Source organism: Paenibacillus terrigena DSM 21567 (genome assembly GCF_000374845.1).
Lineage (GTDB): Bacteria > Bacillota > Bacilli > Paenibacillales > Paenibacillaceae > Paenibacillus_K > Paenibacillus_K terrigena.
On record NZ_KB895416.1, the window covers coordinates 223037 to 248152 of the forward strand.

General features: G+C 46.3%; 21 protein-coding genes. 17 read left to right on the forward strand and 4 right to left on the reverse strand.

Annotation, left to right across the window (positions count from 1 at the left end; genetic code table 11):
- From ruvX to C558_RS31070, 8 genes are all read left to right on the forward strand, one after another.
- Entirely contained in the window at positions 1-420 is a 420-nt protein-coding gene (gene ruvX / locus C558_RS0114995; RefSeq protein ID WP_018757105.1) for a Holliday junction resolvase RuvX, read from the forward strand.
- Positions 421-432: 12 nt separating this feature from the next.
- Positions 433-732: a DUF1292 domain-containing protein gene (locus C558_RS0115000; protein ID WP_018757106.1), complete on the forward strand. Its 300-nt coding sequence runs from the start codon at positions 433-435 to the stop codon at positions 730-732.
- Positions 733-735: 3 nt separating this feature from the next.
- Complete coding sequence (locus C558_RS0115005; protein ID WP_018757107.1) at positions 736-1050, forward strand: DUF1292 domain-containing protein; 315 nt, start codon at positions 736-738, stop codon at positions 1048-1050.
- 244 nt (positions 1051-1294) lie between these two features.
- The gene (gene mltG / locus C558_RS0115010; RefSeq protein WP_018757108.1) at positions 1295-2338 is read left to right on the forward strand and encodes an endolytic transglycosylase MltG; all 1044 of its coding nucleotides are present in this window, start codon (positions 1295-1297) and stop codon (positions 2336-2338) included.
- Positions 2339-2374: 36 nt separating this feature from the next.
- Positions 2375-3328 carry a peptidase U32 family protein gene (locus C558_RS0115015; protein ID WP_018757109.1) on the forward strand — a complete coding sequence of 318 codons (954 nt, stop codon included), beginning with the start codon at positions 2375-2377 and terminating at the stop codon, positions 3326-3328.
- A gap of 224 nt (positions 3329-3552) precedes the next feature.
- Entirely contained in the window at positions 3553-4890 is a 1338-nt protein-coding gene (locus C558_RS0115020) for a peptidase U32 family protein (RefSeq protein WP_018757110.1), read from the forward strand.
- 155 nt (positions 4891-5045) lie between these two features.
- A complete protein-coding gene (locus C558_RS0115025) occupies positions 5046-7109 on the forward strand; it encodes a methyl-accepting chemotaxis protein (RefSeq protein WP_026263936.1) in 2064 nt (687 codons plus the stop codon).
- A gap of 113 nt (positions 7110-7222) precedes the next feature.
- On the forward strand, positions 7223-9070 hold the full coding sequence (locus tag C558_RS31070) for a peptidoglycan D,D-transpeptidase FtsI family protein (RefSeq protein WP_018757112.1): 1848 nt from the start codon (positions 7223-7225) through the stop codon (positions 9068-9070).
- On the opposite strand, the gene ytvI is transcribed toward C558_RS31070, so the two are convergent.
- Positions 9007-10110, reverse strand: a complete 1104-nt coding sequence (gene ytvI / locus C558_RS0115035) for a sporulation integral membrane protein YtvI (protein ID WP_018757113.1) — start codon at positions 10108-10110, stop codon at positions 9007-9009. The genes C558_RS31070 and ytvI overlap by 64 nt on opposite strands.
- A gap of 125 nt (positions 10111-10235) precedes the next feature.
- On the opposite strand from ytvI, the gene C558_RS31075 reads away from it, so the two are divergent.
- A complete protein-coding gene (locus C558_RS31075) occupies positions 10236-11633 on the forward strand; it encodes a polysaccharide deacetylase family protein (protein WP_018757114.1) in 1398 nt (465 codons plus the stop codon).
- Positions 11634-11684: 51 nt separating this feature from the next.
- Here C558_RS31075 and ilvD read toward each other — a convergent pair whose 3' ends face one another.
- Both ilvD and C558_RS0115050 read right to left on the reverse strand, forming a co-directional pair.
- Positions 11685-13373, reverse strand: coding sequence for a dihydroxy-acid dehydratase (ilvD, locus tag C558_RS0115045; protein WP_018757115.1), 1689 nt, complete (start codon positions 13371-13373; stop codon positions 11685-11687).
- 195 nt (positions 13374-13568) lie between these two features.
- Complete coding sequence (locus C558_RS0115050; protein ID WP_018757116.1) at positions 13569-15752, reverse strand: M1 family metallopeptidase; 2184 nt, start codon at positions 15750-15752, stop codon at positions 13569-13571.
- Positions 15753-15922: 170 nt separating this feature from the next.
- On the opposite strand from C558_RS0115050, the gene C558_RS0115055 reads away from it, so the two are divergent.
- From C558_RS0115055 to C558_RS0115090, 8 genes are all read left to right on the forward strand, one after another.
- Positions 15923-16258 carry a DUF1904 family protein gene (locus tag C558_RS0115055; RefSeq protein ID WP_018757117.1) on the forward strand — a complete coding sequence of 112 codons (336 nt, stop codon included), beginning with the start codon at positions 15923-15925 and terminating at the stop codon, positions 16256-16258.
- 143 nt (positions 16259-16401) lie between these two features.
- The gene (locus C558_RS0115060; protein ID WP_018757118.1) at positions 16402-16626 is read left to right on the forward strand and encodes a hypothetical protein; all 225 of its coding nucleotides are present in this window, start codon (positions 16402-16404) and stop codon (positions 16624-16626) included.
- Between the two features lie 38 nt (positions 16627-16664).
- Entirely contained in the window at positions 16665-17324 is a 660-nt protein-coding gene (locus C558_RS0115065; protein WP_018757119.1) for a hypothetical protein, read from the forward strand.
- Entirely contained in the window at positions 17321-18520 is a 1200-nt protein-coding gene (locus tag C558_RS0115070; protein WP_018757120.1) for a glutathionylspermidine synthase family protein, read from the forward strand. Before C558_RS0115065 ends, C558_RS0115070 begins: the two co-directional genes overlap by 4 nt.
- 3 nt (positions 18521-18523) lie before the next feature.
- Positions 18524-19216 carry a hypothetical protein gene (locus C558_RS0115075; RefSeq protein ID WP_018757121.1) on the forward strand — a complete coding sequence of 231 codons (693 nt, stop codon included), beginning with the start codon at positions 18524-18526 and terminating at the stop codon, positions 19214-19216.
- Positions 19213-19602 carry a DUF350 domain-containing protein gene (locus C558_RS0115080; RefSeq protein WP_018757122.1) on the forward strand — a complete coding sequence of 130 codons (390 nt, stop codon included), beginning with the start codon at positions 19213-19215 and terminating at the stop codon, positions 19600-19602. The genes C558_RS0115075 and C558_RS0115080 overlap by 4 nt, the downstream gene beginning before the upstream one ends.
- 184 nt (positions 19603-19786) lie before the next feature.
- Positions 19787-22993, forward strand: a complete 3207-nt coding sequence (locus C558_RS0115085; protein WP_018757123.1) for a DEAD/DEAH box helicase — start codon at positions 19787-19789, stop codon at positions 22991-22993.
- Positions 22994-23376: 383 nt separating this feature from the next.
- Positions 23377-24144, forward strand: coding sequence for a polysaccharide deacetylase family protein (locus C558_RS0115090; RefSeq protein ID WP_018757124.1), 768 nt, complete (start codon positions 23377-23379; stop codon positions 24142-24144).
- 49 nt (positions 24145-24193) lie between these two features.
- Here the strand turns inward: C558_RS0115090 and C558_RS0115095 are convergent, their stop codons facing one another.
- Positions 24194-25075, reverse strand: a complete 882-nt coding sequence (locus C558_RS0115095; protein ID WP_018757125.1) for an AraC family transcriptional regulator — start codon at positions 25073-25075, stop codon at positions 24194-24196.
- Positions 25076-25116 lie beyond the last annotated feature (41 nt).

Consider the following 25116-nt stretch of genomic DNA (forward strand, 5'->3'; position numbering starts at 1 on the left):
ATGACAAAAATTCTAGGTCTGGACTACGGGGATCGGAGAATCGGTGTAGCCGTAAGCGACATGTTCGGATGGACAGCCCAAGGGCTGGATGTCATTGATCGGAAGCGCGACAGCGATGAGCTGAAGCGAATCGGTGAGATGATTGAAGCCAATGAAGTTAGCGAGATCGTCCTCGGACTTCCGAAGAACATGAACGGCACAATCGGCCCCCGTGGCGAAATTTGTATGGCATTTGCCCAGACGTTGCAAGAAGCTTTTAACCTCCCCGTTCACCTTTGGGATGAGCGGCTGAGCACCGTATCTGCAGAGCGTACGCTTGTTGAAGCGGATGTGAGCCGCAAGAAGAGAAAGCAAGTCGTAGATAAGATGGCAGCAACGTTGATTTTGCAAAACTATTTGGATTCTAAAATGAAAAGGTGAGGGTGATTGCAGATGACGAAGGACAATGAAGTACAGATGGAAGAACCAGAAATTATTTATATTCCGGATGATGAAGGCAATGAGGAAGAATTCGAAGTCATCATGAAGTTCGAAGTGGATGGTTCCGATAATAAGTATATGATGGTCGTACCGGTTGAATCGACAGACGAAGAGGCGGATGAAGTTTATGCCTTCCGTTATGAAGAAGATGGCGACGATTTGAAGTTGTTCATTATTGAAGATGAAGAAGAATGGCAAGTGGTTGAAGAGACTTTCAATACACTCGTTGGTGAGCTGGAAGAGGAGAATTAAGAAATGAGTTATTATCAGTTGAGAGATGTCGTGTTTACGAACCGTCTTGTGGAAGCCTTTGGAAATGATATCGAGCTTACAGATGATCAGGGTCATGCTGTCGTCTATCGTCTGCTCAAAGAATTTCAATTGGGTGCGCATGGCTATGCTGTGCTCCAATCGCAAGATCATGATGATGAAGATGTAGAAATCTTCCGCGTTATGGTCAATGCAGATGGCCAGCCGGAGCTAGAGACCATTGAGGATGATGAGGAATGGGAGAATATCTCGGAACTGTATGATGAACTTACGCTCCCAGATGCAATTGATGAGCCTTAAGGGCAGAGATTACCATCATAGCACCACATGATAGATGTAACTTCATTTACGACATTGCAAAAGAGCGGATTATTCCGCTCTTTTTGGTTCGGATAGATTTATCGGGTCCCCGCAAAGTACATGAATCGCATCAAAGCTAGAGCGCCACTTTGTGGGGTGTTCGGTCGTTATTAAAATTTAAAGAGTTGTGCATATGTGATATACTTGCTATATTCTTGCGAAAAAAGGGGGAATGGTGGACAAAATGAAGAAATTTGTCCTAACCTGCGTCATCATTTTGCTGGTGATTGTGATAGGCGGTGCCGGATATGGCTGGCTTCAAATGCAGCCGACATCAGCGAGTGAGCAGGCCAAAGAGGTTCAAATTAAACAAGGGATGGGGACTTCGAAGATTGCGGATGTATTGGAGCAAGAAGGACTCATTAAGAATAGTCTTATTTTTAAGGTTTATTTGAAGGTCAATAAGGAAGGATCCAAGTTCAAAGCAGGCAAATATGCGTTAACACCGGGTCTGACTTATCAAGAGATCATTGCCAAGTTAAATGCAGGGGATGTGATCCCGGATGAAGTCATCCGATTCACGATTCCTGAAGGGTATACGATCAATCAGATCGCGGATAAACTAAGTGCAGATCATCAAGTCGATCGTGCGGAGTTTCTTAACCTTGTGGATGACGCTGCTGCATTTAAGTTACCGGCACCTACGGTAATTCCAACCGATGCGAAGCTGATACATCAGTTAGAAGGCTATCTCTTCCCTGAAACCTATGAGCTCAAGAAGGGCAGCACGGCGAAGGATATGATACAGCGGATGTTGAACGAGCTGGATAAGAAGCTGGCCACTCTCCCATCCGATTGGGAACAGAAAATGAAAGCCCAGAACTTAAATTTCCACCAGTTGATGACGGTAGCCTCGCTCATAGAACGAGAAGTTGTGGTAGATTCTGAACGTGGGCTAGTTGCGGGTGTGATCTATAACCGTCTTAAGCAGAACAAACCGCTTCAGATCGATGCGACCATTCAATATTTGTTCGACAAGCCGAAGGATCGACTGTACAATAAAGATTTGAAAATTGAAAGTCCTTATAATACCTATTTGCATGATGGATTGCCGCCAGGGCCGATCGCAAGTCCGAGTCTTGCTTCGATCGAAGCAGCGTTAAATCCAGAGCCTTCGAAATATTTGTATTATGTGACGAAGAAAGACGGCAGTCAGAGTCATTTGTTCGCAGTGACGTACAAAGAACATTTGGAGAATATTAAGAAGAGCAAAGAAATGGCGAAATAAGAAAGCAAAGTGGAGAGTCCAAGAGGTGAAGTGAAAATGAGCAAAAAACCAGAATTACTTGTAACAGCAGGCTCTATCCCACAGTTGCAGAAATTTATTGCAGCGGGAGCAGATGCGGTGATCATCGGGGAGCAGAAGTACGGCATGCGTCTTCCCGGTGAGTTCAAGATTGAAAATATCCGTGAGGCGGTAAGCATCGCGAAGCAAGCAGGCGTGAAGATCTATGTCGCCGTGAATAATATTATGGATAACCAATTGCTCGAAGAGCTTCCAGCCTATCTGGCGGAAGTGCAGCAAGCTGGAGCTGATGCAATCGTCTTCGGTGATCCGTCTGTTCTGATGATCGTACGGGAGGCAGCTCCAGATCTGAAGCTGCATTGGAATGCCGAAATGACGTCAACGAACTACCGGACAGCTGCGTACTGGGCAAAACGCGGAGCGAAGCGGATCGTTGCTGCTCGCGAGCTGAATATGGAGCAAGTGATCGAGATGAAAGAACATTTGCCGAATATGGAAGTTGAAGTTCAAGTCCATGGGATGACGAACATTTATCATTCCAAGCGGAATTTGGTGAAGAGCTATATGTCGCACCAGAATGAGCGTAATCACGCTTCGGAAGACGTACACAGTCAAGATGTCTCCAAAGATCGTGGGTTATTCCTGATTGAGCAGGAACGTCAGGATGAGAAATATCCCATTTATGAGGATATAAACGGAACGCATATTATGAGTTCCGATGATATTTGTATGATTGAGAATATCCATGAGCTGCTCGAAGGACAGATCGATAGTCTGAAGATCGAGGGACTCATGAAATCAGATGTATATAACGAGACGGCGATTCGAGCTTATCGTCAAGCCATTGACGCATATATCGCTGATCCAGAGAACTATACGTTCCAAGACGAGTGGTTAGAAGCTATTCAGCAGGTTCAGGATCCTGAACGTGAGCTAACCTTTGGATTCTTCTTCAAAGAGCAAGTGTATTAGAGGAAGTTCAAAAAGTCGTCTTTTGATCACGAAGTGTTTTCAAGCAGCGAATTCGACATCGAATCTTGCGTTCACCCTCGAAGTCCGGTACTCATTTAGGTTTTGCCTAAACTGCGTTCCTCCTTCTTCGGGTTCTCGCAACCTTCTCGGTGCTGAAAAGCCAACTTTTTGAACACGTATTTTAATTTTTGTCTTGGCGAATGATGAAGTAAGAGGTGGAAAAAATGTTAACAAGCGAAAGACCCGTACTAAAGGGTAAACGAAATCGTCTAGACAAACCAGAATTGCTCGCTCCAGCAGGAAATTTAGAGAAGTTGAAGTTCGCAATTCATTATGGTGCAGACGCTGTATATATTGGTGGACAGAAGTATGGTCTTCGTTCAAATGCGGATAACTTTAGCTTTGAAGAAATGCGTGAAGGTGTTGAATTCGCGAAGAAATACGGTGCCAAAGTATTCGTCGCAACGAACATCTATGCACACAACGAAGATATTGAAGGTATCGAGGAGTATTTGCGCAATTTGGAGGAAGTCGGTATTTCCGCCATTATTGCAGCGGATCCGGTAATTATTGAGACAGCTCAACGTGTTGCCCCTCGGTTAGAGGTCCATGTCAGTACGCAGCAATCGATTATGAACTGGCAGACGGTGAAGTTCTGGAAGGAAGAAGGCGCGCCGCGCGTCGTTCTTGCACGAGAAACTAGCTTGCAAGAGATATATGAAATGAAGCAGCATGTGGATATTGAGATTGAAGCATTTATCCATGGTGCCATGTGTTCTTCCTATTCGGGACGCTGCGTTTTGTCGAATCATTTCACGGACCGTGATTCGAATCGCGGGGGCTGCTGCCAATCCTGCCGTTGGAAATACGATCTTTTCGAGGATGGACGCCCGGACTTGGATGAGATCATGAGTGAAGAAGAAGCTGCTCAGCATCCGGTGTTGGAACAGTTTAAAGTTGGGATTACACAGCTTCCGCTATTCAAGCAAGAAGATAACCAATTCTCGATGGGTTCCAAAGACTTATGCATGATCGAGCATCTGCCGGATTTGATCGAAGTAGGCGTCGACAGCTTCAAAATTGAAGGGCGAATGAAATCGATTCACTACGTTGCTACGGTTGTGAACGTGTATCGTCAAGTTATTGATTCCTATATGGCGGATCCAGAGAACTATGTTCTGAAGCCTGAATGGATCGAAGAAATCAATAAAGCGGCGAACAGACCGCTCAATACGGGGTTCTTCTATGATACGCCGGATCATGAAGATCACATTTATGAACCTGAAGAGAAAGCAGCGCCTTACGACTTTGCAGGTCTTGTCCTGGATTATGAAGCAGAGACAGGCATGGCAACGATTCAACAGCGCAATCATTTCAAACCAGGTCAAGTGGTGGAGTTCTTTGGACCGAATGGCACATTCTTCAAACAAACGGTTGAGGAAATCTGGGATGAGTCTGGAGTGCTACTTGATGCAGCGCGTCACCCATTGCAGCGTATCCGTATGAAGGTCGAACAACCTGTACAGTATTTCGATATGATGCGTAAAAAGAACGGGAAATAAAATAATGAAGATGCCTTCAGTCTCAGATTGAAGGCATTTTTTATTTTTATTTATTTTTTTGTAAAAAAAGCAAAAGTTTTTAGTGGATTATGCCGAACAAATAGATAGTAGATAAAATAGATATAAAGGATGGTGCTCCCATCGTGCAGAAGCGTTTGAAACTATCAAAATATTTGCAAAACCCTCTAAAGTCCGTAGGACTCAAGCTTTTATTGATTTTCCTGATCAGCAGTATTATTTTTGTTGTGGGGATTGGTCTATATTCCTACTCGCAGTCCAAAAGCATTATACAGGAGCAATCCTCGGAAGCGAACTACCAGACGATCGTTCAGGCACGTGAGAAGTTGGATTTGATTCTTAAAACCTATGATGATATGTCCATGCAATTGCTGATGAATAAAGAGCTGCAGACAAATTTGAATGTTTATTTGAAAAGCAGCGCAAGTGAATTCAGTAGTTTTGAAGCGAATGGCAAAGCAACCGATATTCTTCAGACGCTAAGTATCAATAATTCGAATATTGTAGGGATCTATTTGGTTCCGATCAAAGGTACTTCGCGAATCATTTCGACAGGTGGCGGAATGTCTTCGGAAGTGGAAGAGGTTCGTAAATCAGAATGGTTCAAAAATGCTATTCAAGCACAAGGGAGAACGGTATATATCCCAACAGGGACACAGAAAATTCTCGACAAGACACCGGGCCATACATTTGGGCTTAGTCGTGTTCTTAAGAATGTGTCAACGGGAGAATCTTCCCATGTACTATTAATCGAATTGAAGATGGACACGCTTGGCAATAACTTGAGCACCATTAATCTTGGAGAAGGCAGCGATCTGCTGATCATTGGTCCTGGAAACAAGATTGTGTATTCGAAGCAGGAAGACCTGGTCGGTAAGGATTCTCTCTTGAAGCTTAACGGCCAAGAGGGCGTTGCGAAATCGGGCGGTAGCGAGATCATCAAAAATGGTAAAGGAATAGAGGTTCTAGCTTCGTATAGTCCGTTATCCTCCAATGGATGGAATCTGGTAAGTGAAGTACCTGTAGAGAAATTGGTTGAGAAGGCTAAAGAAATTTACAATATTACGATCATTGCAGCCATCGTTGTGGCGATCGTCGCTGGATTAATTGGCGTATGGGTTATGCGCATGGTCGGCAGCCCACTCAAATATTTGCGTAACCTCATGAATCAAGGGGCGAGCGGTAACTTGGGCGTCCGTATGAAGGTGAAGTCGCAAGATGAGATTGGTGAATTGTCCAGAGGCTTTAATGAGATGATGGATAATATTACGGAACTCGTGAAGCATACCAGCCAATCTGCGCAGGATGTGCTCGATACGGCATCCGAGCTGAGCAATGCTTCTAAGAAGACAGGGATCTCAGCGCGTGAGATTGCAATTGCAACGGAAGAGATTGCGAACGGTGCAACGAATCTTGCTGTTGAAGCTGAGCGAGGAAATGATCTCACGATCACAATCGGATCGAAAATGCGCAATGTGATTAGCTCCAATGTTGAGATGGGTGAAGCGGCATCAGAGGTTGAGAAAGCGAGTCAGCACGGAATTACCCATATGACTGTATTGACGGATAAGACGAATCTCACGGAAGATATGGTTCGTTCCCTTGTTCAGAAAGTCAATACACTCAAAGAAAGTACGAATTCCATACGTAAAATTCTTGAAGTACTGAACAATATGACGAAACAGACGAACATTCTATCTCTTAATGCAACGATTGAAGCTTCGAGAGCTGGAGCAGCCGGTAAAGGATTTATGGTGGTAGCGGATGAAATTCGCAAACTCGCAGAACAATCGCGTCAATCGATTGATATCGTGGGACAGATTACGGACCAGATCTCTGGTGGAATCGGCGAGACGGTGAACGTATTATCTGATGCTTATCCGATCTTCCAAGAGCAAATTGTATCTGTTAAAGATGCAAGCGAGATCTTCTGGACTGTTCAAGGTCAGATGACGGGATTCATTCAGCAATTGGGTCAGGCAACGGATTCGATTCAGGAGCTTGATCAATCACAAGGGATTCTAGCAGAAGCGATGAGCAGCGTGAGTGCTGTTGCCGAAGAAGCGTCTGCAACATCGGAAGAAGTCGCATCGCTCAGTAATGAGCAGCTTGTCGTCAGCGGGAACTTGATCGATTTGTCGAATAAGCTTGAAGAAGTATCTACGCGCCTCAAAGAGACATTATCCAAATTTACGTTATAGTCATGAATTGCATATCACTTCGAACCTGCCTAAGCCGCATGCGCTTAGGCAGGTTTTTTCTTAGGTTTGTGGCAATAATGAGGAGTAATAATGAGATAGATGGAGAGATTGATATGTTCACGAGTAAACGGAGAATGTTCTATAGCTTGATGATGTTCACAGCGGTGTTCATTTGTATTGCCATTCGAATGGCGTGGATGCAGCTGCATCGTCAAGATGCCGGAGCTGTATCCAAGAAGAGCATTGCGCAGTTATCCGTCTTACAACGTGAACGTGGAATTATCCTCGATAGCGGTCGCGGGCATTTCTATGATCGAAATGGCTTACCACTGACAGGCAGACAAGTTCCCATGTTAGTGATGTTCCCGATTGATTCAGCATCGCGAGAAATGAAGGAGAGCACGGAGAATCAACGTAAGTTAGCGGACATCTTACAGATATCTTATAGAGATCTTGATGCATATTGGAGGCATCTGAAGGCTCCTACTATATGGATGGGGAAAGGGAGCAAACAGCCCTACAAATTGTCATCGGAGCAGATGAGACGCATTGAACAGCTTTCTTTAAATGGCGTACGTATCTTACCGATACAAATGCGCTACGATGCAACTGGTGCGGCCAAACAGTGGCTTGGATTTGTAGCGGAGCAGCCTGAGCTGCTGCTTGCGCAGCGTGCAAGCGGCAAAGACCGCTGGAAAACCCGTCTTGAGACGCCGATTGGCGCAGCGGGACTAGAGAGAACATTTGATCCTTTTTTACGCGGTATCGGGCCGACGACAGCGACATATTTTGTAGACGGTGCTAGACGACCATTATACGGACTGGATACGAGGGTGTCGAAGCCTGAGAATCCATTCTATCCCCTGAAAATCGTTACGACAGTAGATTTATCCATCCAAAGTAAGCTGGAGGCGTATGCCGATCAAGCAGGACTTACGAAAGGGGCGATTGTCGTTCTAGATGCTGCAAACGGGGATGTGGTTGCGATGGTATCGAAGCCGTCATTTGATCCGTACCATGTAGATCTCAAGGAAGGAAGCTGGGGAAATCGTGCTTTGAAAGCACTCGTGCCAGGATCGATCTACAAAGTGGTTACGGCTGCTGCAGCACTTGAGACGATACCAGGGATTGAACGTGCGACTTTCGAATGTCATGGGGATTATGGTAAATATGGCTTCTCATGCTGGAAGAAGGATGGGCATGGTCTGCTATCACTCGGGGAAGGTTTTGCGAAGTCATGTAATATTGTGTTTGCGACCATTGGAGAGCATACGAAACCGGAGACTCTTTCCCGTTATGCCTCGATGCTGGGGTTATCCAGGACTGTCGGTTGGCAAGCGGAACGGCTGATGGACATGCCTCATTTTACCCAATTGGATGGCGAGGAAGCGGGGCGTGTATTTGCTGCGCAACAAATTGATGGAGGCGTTATGGTGCAATCTGCTGTAGGTCAGCGGGATGTGCTTGTCTCCCCTTTGCAAGCGGCAAATTTAGTTGTAACTTTGATAAATGATGGGAAGGTGCATGCACCACGTCTTGTGAAGGAAATTCGATATGCGAATGGTCAGCTGTTAACGTCACTCCCTAAACATCTGTCACCATCTTCTTATGGATCCATTCGTCCAGAGACTGCACGTAAATTAACCCATTGGATGGAAGAGGTCGTAACAGATGGCACGGGGAGTGCACTTAAGCGCTCGAAGTGGAAGTTGGCCGGTAAATCAGGAACCGCGCAAGTGAAGAAGCCAGGGCTCACGACGAACAATCATTGGTTCATCGGATATGGCCCAGTGGAATCTCCACGTTACGCGGTTGCCATTGTGTCGGAGAATAAGCCAACGTTCGGCACTAATCAAGCGACAAGTTTATTTCGAGGGGTTATGGATCTGCTCGCAGATCATGATTCGGATTCTGCTCCGTCAAATTCTTCCTTAGGCAACCGGATCCAAGATTTGAGGTAACCTTGATCGATTAAAGCCTTCATAAGGATCAGCAAGATCGGGGATAATATCAAACCTGCCACTCCGAAAAGCGATAAAGAAATAATCATACAAGCTAACATTGTAAATGCGGACACACCGAGCGTATTGCCTGTAATCTTCGGCTCCATAATTTGTCTAATCAGCATCACCACTCCGAGTAATACGAGCAGCCAAATGGCAAGCGTCGAATTCCCGACAAAGAACAGATAAATCACCCAAGGGATAAATAGTACAGGCACTCCAAGGAGTGGAAGTAAATCAAGCACAGCCGAGATCAGTGCAAGAGTGAATGCATTTGATACGCCAAGCAGCAAGAGTCCAACGAAGATACCGACAAACGTTATGGAAATGAGCTTCATCTGTGCTTTGAGATAAGCAGCAATTCCGCGGAATACATTTTCTTTCAAAAATATGTACGCCGTTTTGAATGTTCTCGGTGTTCGTTCATCTGCCAACTTCTTCCACGACTTAATCTCCGTACTTAAGAAGTAAGCGAGAATAACTCCGATGCCGAAGTTCACGACGAAGGAGGATACGGATTGTAACGATCCAAGGATCATGTTCAGAAATTTTATTGCAATTTCAGAGCCTTTCCCTGCGATCGTACCGAGATAAGAATTTATATTCGCGATAATATTTTCCGGCAATAAATTAGCCTTGTTCTGTAGCATGCTAACAATATCGTTAATGGTTGACTTGAAGATATTGGTATACATGGGCAGCCGATCGATTAAATTCGTAATCTGAGTGATCAAGATGACGCCAAGTCCGAAGAAGACACTTAGAAGTAACAGAACAAAGATGAGTACGGATATGGCAGAAGCGACGGATTTCTTGAGGCCACGGCGATTCAGGAATTTGGCGAGAGGCTCGATAATCATGTAGATGACGAACGAGAGAAAGATTGGAGTAGCAATATTGTACAAATAACTGAAGAGTGACATGGTGAGGTATACAGTAAGTACAATTAACCCAATATCAAATGCGGTACGCCAATATTTTTTATAGAACGGTAACAAACGGGAACCTCCTTATTTCATGAAGAATATATATTTGATTGTACACTATTTTGAAAAATCATGCCTATTTTTTGCACCTGTATGATACAATAATAGGAGCTCATTTGAAAAGTGGGGAAATGTACATGGAAAATTTGGTTCTATGGTGTTTCTACATTTTAACGTTTTATGCGTTTCTCCCAGGCGTGTTTAGTCGCATTTTTGGATTTCGGGTATTCAAAAGAGGGCGTAGTCAACGGGAAATCTGCTTAACTTTTGATGACGGTCCAGACCCCTATTACACGGCAGAGTTGCTCGATTTGCTCAAAAAATATGATGCAAAGGCGACTTTTTTTGTTGTTGGGTCAAATGCAGAAAAAAATCCTGAAATAGTCAAGAGGATTCATGACGAAGGACACCTCATAGGAATCCATAATTATGTCCACAAGACCAATTGGCTGATGCGTCCCGGTACGGTCAGAAAACAAATCAAGAAGACATCCGATATTATTTATCAAATAACAGGATCGAAGTCGGTCTATTATCGTCCTCCTTGGGGGATAGTTAACTTATTTGATTTTGGGAATTTGGGACATATTCAAATTATTCTATGGTCAGCCATGTTCGGGGATTGGCGTAAAGGTGTTGGGGCAGAGCAGTTAGAACGAAGAATGATGCGCAAATTACGTCCTGGAGAAGTCTTGCTCTTGCATGATTGCGGGATTACATTCGGTGCGGATGCGGATGCACCAGCGAATATGCTTATCGCCTTAGAGAACTACATGCAAGCAGCTACGAATAAAGCATATCGATTCATCCGCGTGGATGAAATGATTAAGGTGACAGATGAAGCCAAGGCAAGAACGCTTAGCTTCGGTCGACGAGTAATGATTCGACTTTGGCTCGGGTGGGAGCAATGCTTCCAAGTCTTGTTCAATTTGAAGAAGACAGCAGACCCAGATACGACATTCCATTATCGCGTAACCCGTTATCATGGAGAGCCTGTGACCATGCAGGATGGCGAGGTTCTTAGGAATGGCGATTCCGTGATGGAGCTTCACTTCGATAATCAGAAGCTGTTCGATATGGGACAGAAGGCACGGTCATCCATGCATGTAGCCATTCAATTGATACGCGGGGTCGAACATGCCTTGCCGTATTTCGCAGACGAATTGGTGAACAATCCGGAATTTTCCGATGTAAAAGCTTTGTATGGTGTATCGATGATACATCGCGGAGCAGATAAACTCGGCTTCAGTGTTCAGGATTTACCAAAGGGTATGTTCAAATCCCTTACAAGCGTCTATCTCAAATTTCTGCTACATGTCATTCGCCCGCAAGGGCAATCAAGGGTTAAAGAGCGTTCATCGATGTTAGTGCCGAAGAGCATCATTCTCTCTGCAGATCTGTTAAAGAAACGTTACTATGTAGAAACTTGTAATCAAAGGAAAGAGCAAGTAGATCATCCGATGGAGGAACAGGTCTTGAAGATTGCTGTTGAACAGACGTACGGCAATACGACGAACACCCCATCAACAATGTGATAATGAGAAGCCCCTTGACTAATAAGGTCAAGGGGCTTCTTTATTGTAGGATTAGATTTTCATGACACCGCCGGTACTTGCATTCGTTACAAGCTTCGAGTAACGAGCGAGGTAGCCGGTTTTTACTTTTGGTTCGAAGCCCTTCCAGTTCGCTTGACGACGGGCGAATTCTTCATCGCTCACATCGATCAAGTTAATCGTACGGTTCTTCAGATCAAGTTCGATGATATCACCGTCTTCGATGAATGCGATTGGACCGCCTTCAGCTGCTTCAGGGGAGATATGACCGATACTGATTCCGCGGGATGCGCCTGAGAAACGACCGTCTGTAATCAGACCGACTTTAGCGCCAAGTCCCATACCCACGATTTGTGAAGTTGGAGCAAGCATTTCTGGCATACCAGGGCCGCCTTTAGGACCTTCGTAACGAATGACAACCACATGGCCTTCTTTCACTTTGCCGTTCGCAATGCCATAGAGCGCATCATCTTGCGAATCGAAGCAGATTGCAGGACCTTTGTGGTAGCCGCCAACGGATTTATCAACGGCACCGACTTTAATGATGGAACCGCGAGGCGCGATGTTACCGAATAGGACGGAAAGTCCGCCTTCAACGCTATGCGGGTTATCGAGCGTATGAATCACGTCCGTATCTTGAATCTCACAGCCAGTGACGTTCTCACGTAGTGTTTTGCCTGTTACCGTGATGCAATCGCCATGAAGTGCGCCTTCTTTCTTGAACAATTCGTTCAATACCGCACTGACGCCGCCTGCATTGTGAACATCTTCGATATGGTAATCAGATGCTGGAGCGATTTTCGCCAAATGAGGAACGCGCTTCGCCACTTCATTGATCCGTTCAATTGGATATTCAAATCCAGCTTCGTGTGCAAGTGCTAACGTATGAAGAACCGTATTCGTAGATCCGCCCATCGCCATATCGAGTGCAAAAGCGTTATCGATCGCTTCGATGGTTACGATATCACGAGGTTTAATGTCGGCTTTGATCAACTCCATCAATTGACGAGCTGATTGACGAACGAAATCTTTGCGTTCAGGAGCAACCGCAAGAATCGTACCGTTACCCGGCAATGCAAGGCCAAGACCTTCTGCGAGACAGTTCATGGAGTTCGCCGTGAACATGCCGGAGCAAGAACCGCAAGTTGGGCAACCGTATTGCTCAAGCTCCGTTAAGCTATTCTCATCGATCTTACCTGCCATGAAGGCACCGACGCCTTCGAAGACGGAAGTTAGAGAAATCGCGCGGCCGTCGCTTGTGCGACCTGCTTTCATCGGTCCGCCGCTGACGAACATCGTCGGGATGTTCACGCGAAGGGCGCCCATCATCATCCCTGGTGTGATTTTGTCACAGTTCGGGATACAGATCATGCCGTCGAACCAGTGAGCAGATACGACGGTCTCAAGTGAATCAGCAATGATCTCACGGCTCGGAAGGGAATAACGCATACCGATATGCCCCATCGCAATCCCATCATCGACGCCGATCGTATTGAATTCGAATGGAACCCCGCCTGCTTCGCGAATCGCTTCTTTTACAATTTTACCGAACTCTTGTAAGTGGACATGCCCTGGGACGATGTCAATGTATGAGTTGCATACTGCGATAAATGGCTTGTCGAAGTCCTCTTCCTTGACGCCTGCTGCACGCAGCAAGCTGCGATGTGGCGCGCGGTCGAAGCCTTTTTTAATCATGTCTGAACGCATTTTTTTCTGAGTCATGGCTCTAACCTCCGGTTTTTTTCGTTCTATAAATGGAATGATTAAAATTGAGTCTATCACAATCGACTAGCTTTTTCTAGCAATAAGTGTATTCGTTATAATAGATATTTCCTATGACTTTATTGTGAAATGAAAAAGCGACCGCGCACCATGGATATGGCTTCGTGATCGCTTCGTGTATTGTATTATTTTCGCTTATTGTTGTTCAAATAATTTCGCCATTGGGTTCTCTATTTTTTTATCCGTTGTTACCTTCCCCGCAGCATTCATACTATAAAATTGATAGAAGTGACTTGAGAAGTTTAATGCTTCTGAGGCTTTGATCATGTACGGCTCCATTTCTTGCTTGTCCGTCATGAAGAAATTGACCATCAGGCGCTTCTGGTTATAAGGATGCTTGATGACATACGCTCCGGACGCATCCTTCTTGTTCATCATGTCTTTCCACGGGTATCCAATCGCTTCAGTCCGTTTCATAATGCCTCGTTTCATCGCTTGAAGTAGTGCATTCGATTTCGCATCACCGATGACGATAATATTGCTTTTCGCCAGTTCCTTTTCTAACTTGGCTTTGATGGTTGGTCGGTCCGTCATCACATCGGCGTGAATGCCCATGATGGTAAATGTCATTTTCAGTCGCTCAACGAGCTGCTCTTGCTGTGTTTTTGCCGTGCTGGACAATGGATCGCTCAACACAATTGTAAGCGGTTCGCCCAGTAGCGCTTTATGAATAATCCGGCTCATGGTCTCTTCAGGAAGAATCGGATACTGCGTGAAAATACCATCATAGATCGATTTAAATTGTTCATGCATATATGCCGTTTGTTCATCTTCGGTCATCTGATATTCGGGTTTCAATACGAAGTTAGGCTGGCGGAGTGCCTTTTCCATATCGTAACGTACAACCTTGCCTAATGTATCTTCAATGGTCTGAAGCAAACCATCGATCGTTGCGTTCTGATAGATATAGCGTTTGAAGTATTCTTTCATGAACGGATCGAATTTCTCTTCCCCGACCATACGATACAGCTGATAGATCGCTTGACTGCCTTTGCCATAGTAGACGGGGTTGGCCATATCAGCGACTTCGGTATTGGATGATGCGATGCTCAGATCGATAGGTTCTATGTCCATTCGGATCGAGTTAAATCCACTAAGTGTATCGCCTTGCTTCTCTGAGAAATATACTTTCGCGAAATCCGCGAAGCCTTCATCCAAGAAGGACTCGGTCTCCGAATTGTTACCAATCAGCGCATGGAACCATTGGTGCGCAATCTCATGAACGAATACCGTATCTTGCGATGCATCCTTCTTGTTCTGGATCATCCCCATTTGGATCACGCGGGCAAATTCCACCGCTACGCCCTCAACGTACGATTCCACAATGCGGAATTCCGGGTAAGGGTATTTGCCAAATTTATCACTGAAGAACTGAATCGCTTTGAAAGCCTGATCGATGTATTGATCGATGATTTCTTTTTTACCTTTCATATTGTCAAAATAGTAGTATTGCACCGTCAGACCGTCTCGGGTTTCACTCGCGACTTTGAAATCTGGACTAGCAAAGAAGACGAGTTCTCTTGTGTTATTGGAGACTGTAGATACAATCTTGCGTCCAGCTTCCGTAGATTCATGCTCTGTGATCGTACCCGGCATAGAGACTTGATAAGAAGCAGGGACATTCATATTGACTTTGAAATCGGACGATGTGTAATAATCGGATTCAAAGGATGTACTATAAGGTGTTCTATCCCACTCGTGTTTGTTCTCATCATAGACAGACATCACAGGGAACCAGTGCGCACCGTTAATGATATTCTTGTAATAGGATAGACGCTGGGAACCATAAGGGATTTTGACGTCGAAAGCGATCTGAATCGTGACGGATTCATCTGGTTTCAACGCCTGACCAAGTGTCGCTGTTAATGCTTGGTTCTTATTATTGAACGGAAGTACTTGTCCGTTCGATTGGACCTTCGTAATATCAATCCCGCCTAAGAAATCCTCGGGTTTCCGATTTGGTTCATTCTTCTGAAGTTCAGCATTGGTGTGTTCGAACATCGAGGGTTGCGTATCTTTTGCCCGGTTCGCATCTGCGAAGGTGTGGAAGACAAGCTCTTTCAATGTATCTTTGGAGGTGTTGCGGAATACGACGGTCTGATTGCCGTGCAGCGTCATATTTTTCTCATCTAATCGAACATCGATTTGATATTGGATGGGGCTTTGAACTGCAGCCTTATCTACGGATTGATCCGCTCTAGATGTTGCTGGTTCAGCCATCGCAGTTCCTGTGCTGAGGATTGGGCATACCGCTAAGGTAAAGATCATGGAGCATGCTAACATTCGTTTGGAGATTTTCATCCTTGTTGTACGATTCATTGTGTACTCCCCTTTTTACTTGATACATTCAGTATAGGGACTCTTCACGGGTGGTTCTATGCGGATGACTTACATGACCCTTACAATTGTGTAATCTTTGATTGAACGAACGAATTCGCTATAATAAAAGGAGAATAACTTACATAGACAACCTAGAGGAGGAGCTTAAGTTGCCCCATTTATTGTTCAGAGGTGTAGAAGCCGAGAAGCTTGGACAGATCAGCGGTCAGCTCGTTGAAGAGCTTGCCGAGATCTGTGCTTGCGGAACCGATAACTTTACGTTCGAGTGTCTACATACGACCGTTGTATTCGGTGGAGATGCGATATCATCATTTTCATTTATTCAGGTGGGCTGGTTCGAACGTGGCGATGAGGTACGGGATCTTTTCGCCGAAGCCGTTACACGACGGGTGAAGTCGCTGGGAATTCCCGAGGTGGAAGTTGTGTTTATTCCATATGAAGAGCAGGCGTACTATATCGATGGCGTGCGCTGCGACAGACTTTAATCAAATGCAGAATAAGCTATTCCGATGGTCACAAGGATGACGACGGGATAGCTTTTTTGATGTATGATACATGAAAACGAAACATTTATGGCGAGAAGATCGTATGAATGATCGTGTACAAATTTTTACAAAGGAGTTGTCTTATGGCAGGCGGAATGATCGTTCAATTAATTGAAAAGCAATCGGATGGCACGCTCGTAGAGCGCGATGAGCGTCTGTGGAGCCAAGATATGATTGCAGCGCTTCATCATATCAACTATTTGACTTTAGAAGGACATGAATATGAGACGATTGAAGGAAGATTGAATGTAGAGAAGCAGACGATGGAGCTGCTCATTGTTGCGGTTAGGAGCCGCGAGCTTACATAGGGGTAGGCTCGTGTTGAAGAGAGGGGCGTTAACTTCGGATGAATCAAGAGGATAAATCGAATCGTTCGCTTAAGAAGTTATTATTTACGGAAGAAGGCAAGCCGCTTCGTGTCTTGTCGACATCGCTAGGCATCGCGTTATTAGCGAATGTCCTGATTATTCCAATGGAACATGGAAGCGCTGCTGCCGATAACAGTAGCGCCAATGGCCCCAAACTCGTCGAATGGTCTTCTGAGGAAGTGAAGAAGTATTTTGACACTGAAATGGACTGGAACATTCCAGAACTGAAGAAGGAAACGAAGGAAGAGGGCAACGGTGGGACAGTGACGGGGGGAAGCTCGTCGTCAAGCGGCACAACGATTGTTCATACAACGTCTGGGTTCGGTTGGGACGATTTGCTCCTATACCACATGATCTTTAACCGTGGTAATTCTTACTCCTCCTCGGGCTGGTATTCGAATCATTCGGCATATGATGTCCGCAGCGGCCAGAGTTATCGGCCACGTTCATACACATCAGATACATTCCAGAACAAGCCGGTATCCGGTTCTGCCATGACGCCGAAGACTTCAAGAACGACGGGATCGATTACGAAAAGATCGACTTCCTCCTCACGTGGCAGCATAGGTGGCAAGTCAAGCGGATTCAGTTCGTCTAGTTCAAGTGGATCCCATTCCAGCGGCGGGTTCGGCGGATGAGCAGTCGTGTAATTGAAGTTCGAGGAGTTCCACAGACCAATCGGCAAGCTCGAGTGAATGAGCTTGATGCGCTCGGATTTACATGGGCGAATCTCGACCAAGAACAATATTGGATTGATCAGTTAGTCGTCATGAACAGGGATACTTATCAGGAGCTTGAAGAAGCATCCAGAAAGCTATGGGCGATCTTCGATAAGGCCGTTCGATTTGTCTGCGGCAGACATGATTTGTATCAAATGATAAGCATTCCGGAGGTGTTATGGGAGAGTCTTGATACGACGCTCATGAACGAACCTGGCCTGTTGAGCCGTTATGCAAGATTTGATTTTGCGGTATCGGGCACGGGTGAGATCAAGCTGCTGGAGTTGAATGCGGATACACCGACAGGCTACGTAGAAGCAGCCGTTGCGACCCCCTGGATGTGCAGGCAGTATGAGGTAGATTCCCCGAATGAACAGATGGCGAAGCGGATTCAAGAGGCTTGGGCCGTAGAGCGTCCAGATACCGCAGCATGTGTCGCCTATGGACAGCATGCCGAAGACTCAGGAACGATAAATATGCTCGTTCGGCATAGCGGGCTCGATATCACTTGTGTGGATTGTTTGGATTTGTGGATCGATGAAGGAATTGTTCGTGATGCATCAGGGAGACAGATTGAGCGAATGTTCGCACTCTATCCGAAAGAATGGATGGCTGTGGATGATGGCGGGGATGCCTTGGCGTATTCCATGGAGATGGGTTATCTGCAATTGTTCAATCCGCCGCATGCGATTCTATTGCAATCCAAAGGGCTGCAAGCTCTGATCTGGGGGCTGCATGAATTAAATCTATTATATACGTCGGACGAGAAGGCGGTTATCGAACGATATATGCTGCCCACGTATAATAAAGCGGCGTTCGACGGCAGCTTTGTCTCCAAATCGATGTTCGGTCGCGAGGGCGGATCGGTCAAAATATTCGATGGCAGCGGGCAATTGGAAGTCCAAGATGAAGCGGGATTCGATACGAGTCGGCTATTTCCGTTAATCTATCAGAAAAGAGCCGAATTAGCGCAAATTCATCTCGAATCGGGGAGCTTCTATTTGCTAACGGGGATGTTCATGATCAATGGAGAACCTTGCGGCTTGCTTGGGCGTGCAGGGGGACCGATTACGGGGAATGCAAGTCATTTTGTGGCGATAGGGGTAGGGGGATAGAAGATGAGTCAGTATAGAAGGAAAGGATCAAACTCCACAGCGGATCATACCGCATCGCGTCTCATTCAATTTGTCATCATTGGTATTATTGTCTTAGTATTTATCGGAATTGCTTCGGGTGGATGCTCGAACCAAAACGATGATTGGGATTCATCTGTTTCATCTTCATACACAGAGGATTCGTCTTCGAATACGAACACAGTTCCTTGGGATTATCGCATTGTGGAAGGGACCGTGGGCGATCTGATCGGCAGTGATATGACGGTTCTGCCGGATAATGAACTCATTCCAAATGATGATAATTATGGCACTGGGGATCAAGTGTGGACGCTGCAAGCGATGGAAGCTGATATGAATACGAATTCGCAGGATCGGGCCGATGTGACGCTGACTGCTTGGGAATCGCTCAAGACATTCAAGTCCAAGCAAGCTGCACAAGAAGACATCGATAAGCTGAAAATTCAGTTAAAAACGGAAGTTGATTTGGTAGGCGTCTACAAGACAGAATACCAAGGCAAGACGCGTCAATTCGCGGTCATTACGCTTCCGTCAGGACAGCATGTGAAGCAGCCGATTGATGCGGATCGATACCAATCATTTAAGCCGTTGAAAAAAGTGAATATCATACTGGAAGAAGTGCACGATTTCTCGAATTATGATGTGACATATGCCAAGTTTAGGGGATGGGCGAAATGATCGTATTAAATATATTTATAAGTGTTGTTGTGATCGTTGTCTTGCAATTGCTTGGTATGGTTATTTTCAGCTTAATGACGCCGTATAATGATCTGGAAGAATTGAAGAGAGGGAATGCGGCTGTGGGGCTCGCTATGGGCGGCAAATTTTTCGGAACAGCGATCCTGCTTGGCGTGTCAGCCTATACTAATGCTTCGATCTGGCATATGATGCTGTGGTTCGCAGTGGGATACATTTGTCTCATCGCCGCCTATTGGATATTTGACTGGGTGACGCCGGGCCTGAAGCTATCTGAACATTTGAAGAACGGGAATATTGCAGTCGGAATTCTGCTCTGCTTCGTGTTCATAGGGATGAGCTTTGCTGTAAGCAGTCTAATCATATAAAAGGTAACAAACGAAGGGCCATTCACTTATATTGTGAACGGTCCTTATGCTTATTTATCGCAATTATCTAGGTAGAAATGAACATTTTTAGCCCATTGTCGGTTATACTTAAGAACAGTGGATAGAAATCGATGCCGCTTAACACAAGAGTCGTTAATGGACTTTGGCGGAGGGGAATCACATATTGGTTAGAGACGAACAATGGAATGGACTATGGCTCCATGATCGATTTTTTTGCTATAGATGGGATTGGAAAGATGTTCGGGATTTGGATGAGGCATTAGAGGATATTCGAATGCGTGCGGAAGAGACGGGTGAACGACTGTGGCGGCCTTGGGTACAGCGACGGGTAGAGCTCAGCTTTCCTACGGGTGGATATCCTGATTCGACCGGGCAGGAGATACGTACTACGGGCGGGCGCCGACGTGAGGTCATTGGCTTTACGCTGCCTGCTCATTCGATTCTACAGTTGTTCAATAAAGCGGACTATGCTGAACAATTGCAGACGATTCTAGGTGTACAAGAGGAAGAATTATTAGGGCGGGACCTGCATTATTGGCGACGAGCGGTGCTATTCGCGCAAGATTTGATCGATCGCAAATGCTGGGTTCCGGATGTCGAAATCGGACTGAAAACGGGAAAAGCTACCTGGCGGCCGAATTTGGATCGTGAAGCTGACATGGAGCAATTCTATCGGTTAGCGGAGGCGATGCCGGCTGCGAGCCTTGCTATGGCAGGCCGTGAAGATGGGGCGACGTCGTGGCGAACACCCGAAGAGGCGCTCTTCTCCTTCCTGATTGCGATAATCGATAGCACCGTCAGAGAACAGATTCATGTGATAACCAGGCAGCGGCTACCTATGACGGAAGCGATTGGCGCTACCTGGGGCGGAGCTGTTCTGCCGAAGCTGATGGCAGGGAATCGGATGGCGGAGATGTGGTGGAAGCAGATGTTATCCGCGCAGCAAGCGGTAACGTTCTCAGCGAATGCGCAAGAGATGGAGGCGCTGGCAGCCGATATTCAGCATTGGACGCGGGCCTATCATCCACTTCGTTCACCGCAGGAGACAGCGGCATTACAGCTCGGTCTTCGTCTTACGGCAGACCAAGACAGCGAGTCTACCGCTCAACAACAGACAGAAGCGATACCGACTTGGCGTCTTCATATCTTCATGCAGCCTGAAGACGAGCCTAATTTAATGATACCGATGGCAGAGATTTGGCAGGAACAGCGTTCAGAGACACGTTGGTTCCATCGTCGATTTCGACATATTCAAGAGGTGCTTCGAAAGAAGCTGAGAGATGCAGCTCGGATTTATCCGCCATTATCACGTGTGTTCGACGAGACGGACGGTTCGGATGGGCTAAGTATGGATACGATGGAAGCTTATCAATTCTTGGTGCGATACACCGATATTCTGGAGGAATACGGCGTCCTTGTTCAGTTGCCTTCATGGTGGACCGAAGCAGGGCGTAGGCGGCTTGGCATTAAGTTAAGTCTTACGAATAAGGAAGATCGCCAGCTTGAAGACGTGACGGTAAATGGTTCTCCAAGTCGGTTCGGACTCGAGCAGCTACTTCAATTCGATGCCCAGGCGGCAGTAGGGGACGAACCGATTACCCTTGAAGAATTGGAACAATTAATGCAACAGGAGCTTCCGCTTGTTCACTTCCGTGGTCATTGGGTGGAGATGAATTCGAAGGATATTGATCGTGCCGTTCATTTTCTGAAAGAGCGTACGAAGGTAGATATGACGCTCGGAGAGCTCATGCATCTCGCTGCGGAGAGTGCTTACGGAAGTGCTTCGTTCGACGGGATTCCGATCTCCGGTTACGAGCTACCGAACCGTCTTCGAACGTTCTTGGACGGGGATTGGATGCATGAAATGCGGGATCGTGAAGTGCCAGAGACGCTGCAAGGCACATTACGAACGTATCAGGTTACAGGATATCAGTGGCTTACATCCATGCGAGACTTGGGGTTTGGGACCTGTCTTGCGGATGATATGGGACTTGGGAAGACCGTTCAGATTATTACTTTGCTCCTTAGCTCGTATCGGCAAGATGCGCTGCCATTAGGCATGGGACCGGCACTTATTATCTGTCCGACCTCACTCCTTGGCAATTGGCAGCGTGAGCTTACACGATTCGCACCTAGCTTGAAGGTTTATATTCACCACGGCAGCTTCAGGCTGCAGGATCAGCTTTTTATGGAACAGGTCCAGCAGTATGATGTGATTCTGACGACTTACAATTTAATTGGCCGAGATGAAGCAACGTTTCGACAGCTGCATTGGACATACATCATACTGGATGAGGCGCAAAATATTAAGAACGAGCATGCGAAACAGACGCAGAGTATTCTGAGACTTCGATCGCATTACCGCGTTGCGGTTACCGGTACGCCAGTGGAGAACCGACTAAGTGAATTATGGTCGATCTTTCGCTTCTTAAATCCAGGATACTTGGGATCCGCTTCCGTCTTCCGAAGTCGATTCGCAACGCCGATTGAGCGGGATCATGATGAAGTTAGGCTCGAACGTCTTAAACGATTAGTCACACCCTTCGTGCTCCGGCGGGTGAAGACGGATCCGAACATCAGCAAGGATCTACCGGATAAAATCGAGACCAAAGCGTATTGCAATCTGACGAAGGAACAAGCTGCACTCTATCAGTCGACGGTCAGAAATATGCTCGCACAGATCGATGCCGCCGAGGGAATGAAGCGGAAGGGTTATGTGATGGCCAGCCTCACGAAACTGAAGCAGATTTGTAATCATCCCGCGTTGTTCCTGCAAGACAATCAATCTAGTAGCAAGCGCTCGGGCAAAATGGAGCAGCTGCTCGAGCTTGTACGCAGCATTCGCGAAGCAGGTGAAGCGGTCTTGATTTTCACCCAGTATGTTCAAATGGGGCATTTGCTCGTCGAGCAGTTGCGGAAAGAAACGGGGCAGACACCATTGTTCCTGCATGGTGGTGTACCGAAGAAGGACCGAGATCTGATGGTGGATGAATTTCAGCAGCCGAATGGTCCGGATATCTTCGTCCTCTCTGTCAAAGCGGGAGGCGTCGGTCTTAACTTAACCCGAGCGAATCATGTCATTCATTTCGATCGCTGGTGGAACCCCGCGGTGGAGAACCAAGCAACAGATCGTGCATTCCGCATTGGTCAGACACGCAATGTTCAGGTTCATAAATTAATCTGTACGGGTACACTCGAAGAGCGGATCGATGAGATGATTGAATCGAAACGAGCATTATCTGAACAGGTTGTGGGTTCCGGTGAGATGTGGATTACCGAGTTATCTACGGCGCACTTACGGAACTTGCTCGAACTCCGCGAGGAGGCACTCGAGGAAGATGATGCATGGAATGGAGAATTCGCTACATGATAAAACCTTCATCGAGGTACTTTCAAGTTGAGCGACCGCGGTTAGAGGTTGTTTTTATCGCCAAATAGCATTTTGTTTTGAGATGTCAAAACTTAGTAAATTCAATTGTGGTAAAATAGCCATCGGATGGGGACACTCTTATAATGCATGTTCAAAAAGTCGGCATTTCAGCACCGAGAAGGTTACGAGAACCTGAAGAAGGAGGAACGGAGTTTAGGCGAAACCTAAATGAGTACCGGACTTCGAAGGTGAAGGCAAGATTCGATGTCGTTTATGCTTCTTGAATGACTTCGTGATCAAATGATGACTTTTTGAACTACCTCTTAAAATAATGCATTGTTGATTATGATTAAGGATAGGGCATAGGAGTGTTGAATAAACCCATGTTATCGTATCTTCCCTTGTTATGGACGCTCACTGTAGGGGCTAGTATCTTTCAAGCAGACCCGCCGTTCCCGGTTGGGCTGCAGGAAGGACCTGTGAAGAGTAGGCAATATTATGAAGCTCGTGGCGAGATTGTATGGGAGGTGCCGATGGAGCGTAAGCTCGTGGCACTCACTTTCGACGATGGGCCAGATCCGAGACAGACGCCGGAAATTCTTGAACTGCTCAAGCAATATGAAGCGAAAGGGACTTTTTTCGTGATGGGCAAAAAGGTAACCGCGAATCCCGAGCTCTTGAAGCGGGAATCGGACGAAGGCCATGAAATTGCGAATCATACGTACAATCACTTATATTTCAATGCGAATGTATCGAGTCAGAAGCTTGGCGATGAGATTGATGCCACAAGTGATGCGATTATGAAAGTAAATGGATCGCGTCCCCACTTGTTTCGTCCGCCAGGAGGGTTCTACAATGAACGAATGATTAAGATGGCCAAGGAGAAAGGGTACCTCGTCATCCTATGGTCTTGGCATCAAGATACGAAGGATTGGCGTTCTCCGGGTGTCTCTTATATCGTGCGTAAAGTGCTGAACAATGTACGCGGCGGCGACATTATTCTGTTCCATGACTCTGTAGAGGGTTCAGGTCGCAGCCAGACGGTAGAGGCGTTGAAGATTATTCTTCCTGAACTGAAAGAACGTGGATATAAATTCGTTACCGTGTCGCAGCTCATTCAGAATACAAAGACCATTCCAGCGAAGAAATAATGGGATGTTCTCGATGAAAAATCGTAAAAAAGCCTTCAACGGCACCAAGCTATTCTTGGTGTGCGTTGGAGGCTTTTTGTGTGGTAGCAATACGATATTCCGTTGGAGACATGGCATAGAAACGGCGAAATTGGCGAGAGAAATAAAGCGCGTCCTGGATACCGACAGAAGCGGAAATTTGCTCTATGGTTAGCTCCGTTCGCTCCCGAAGCAGCTGTCTTCCTTTGTCAATCCGCAGCTTCAGAAGAAAGGTGACGGGTGACATTTGGGTGGCTTGCTTGAAAATACGTGAAAGGTAGGCTCGATTATAACCTAGGCTTTCTGCCATATCTTCAATCGAAATCGGCTGGGCATACTGCGTGGATAAGTATCGGATCATTTGTGTGACGGCTTGCTGACTGTGTTGGTCGGCCGTGATAAGCTCTTCGCTTTGGTTCAAAATGTCGTGGTACGTGGCAAGAATTTGATACAGATACCCCGTTGCGGTTAGATGACTGCTTGGTTTACGACTCTGGAAAACTTGTTGAATCTGATGCATATGCGACAAAATGGGTGTTGCATCTGTCATACGGACGACAGGGTGGTGCAATGTAAAGCCGACATCACGGAGAATTTGTTCTGCGGAAGTCCCGTCGAACGCGACCCAGCGGTAATGCCACGGTTCCACTTCGTCGGATACATAGCTGACGAGCTGCTCTGGACTGATGAGGAAGCTGTCGCCTGCCTCGAGTGCGTACGATTGCTGCTCAAGGGTGAACAAGCCACGACCAGAAATAATATGGTGCAGTAAATAATAATCATAGACTTTGGGTCCTAGCTTATGTTGGGGCTTGGTCTGACTCTCCCCGGAGAATAGCACGTGGAAATCACTTCGATCCTGAAAAATAGGATTGGATGCGACAGCATAGGTATAAGTTGGAAAGGTGCGCATCGCGACGATCACCTCGATTAGTAGGTTGGATTTGATATTTA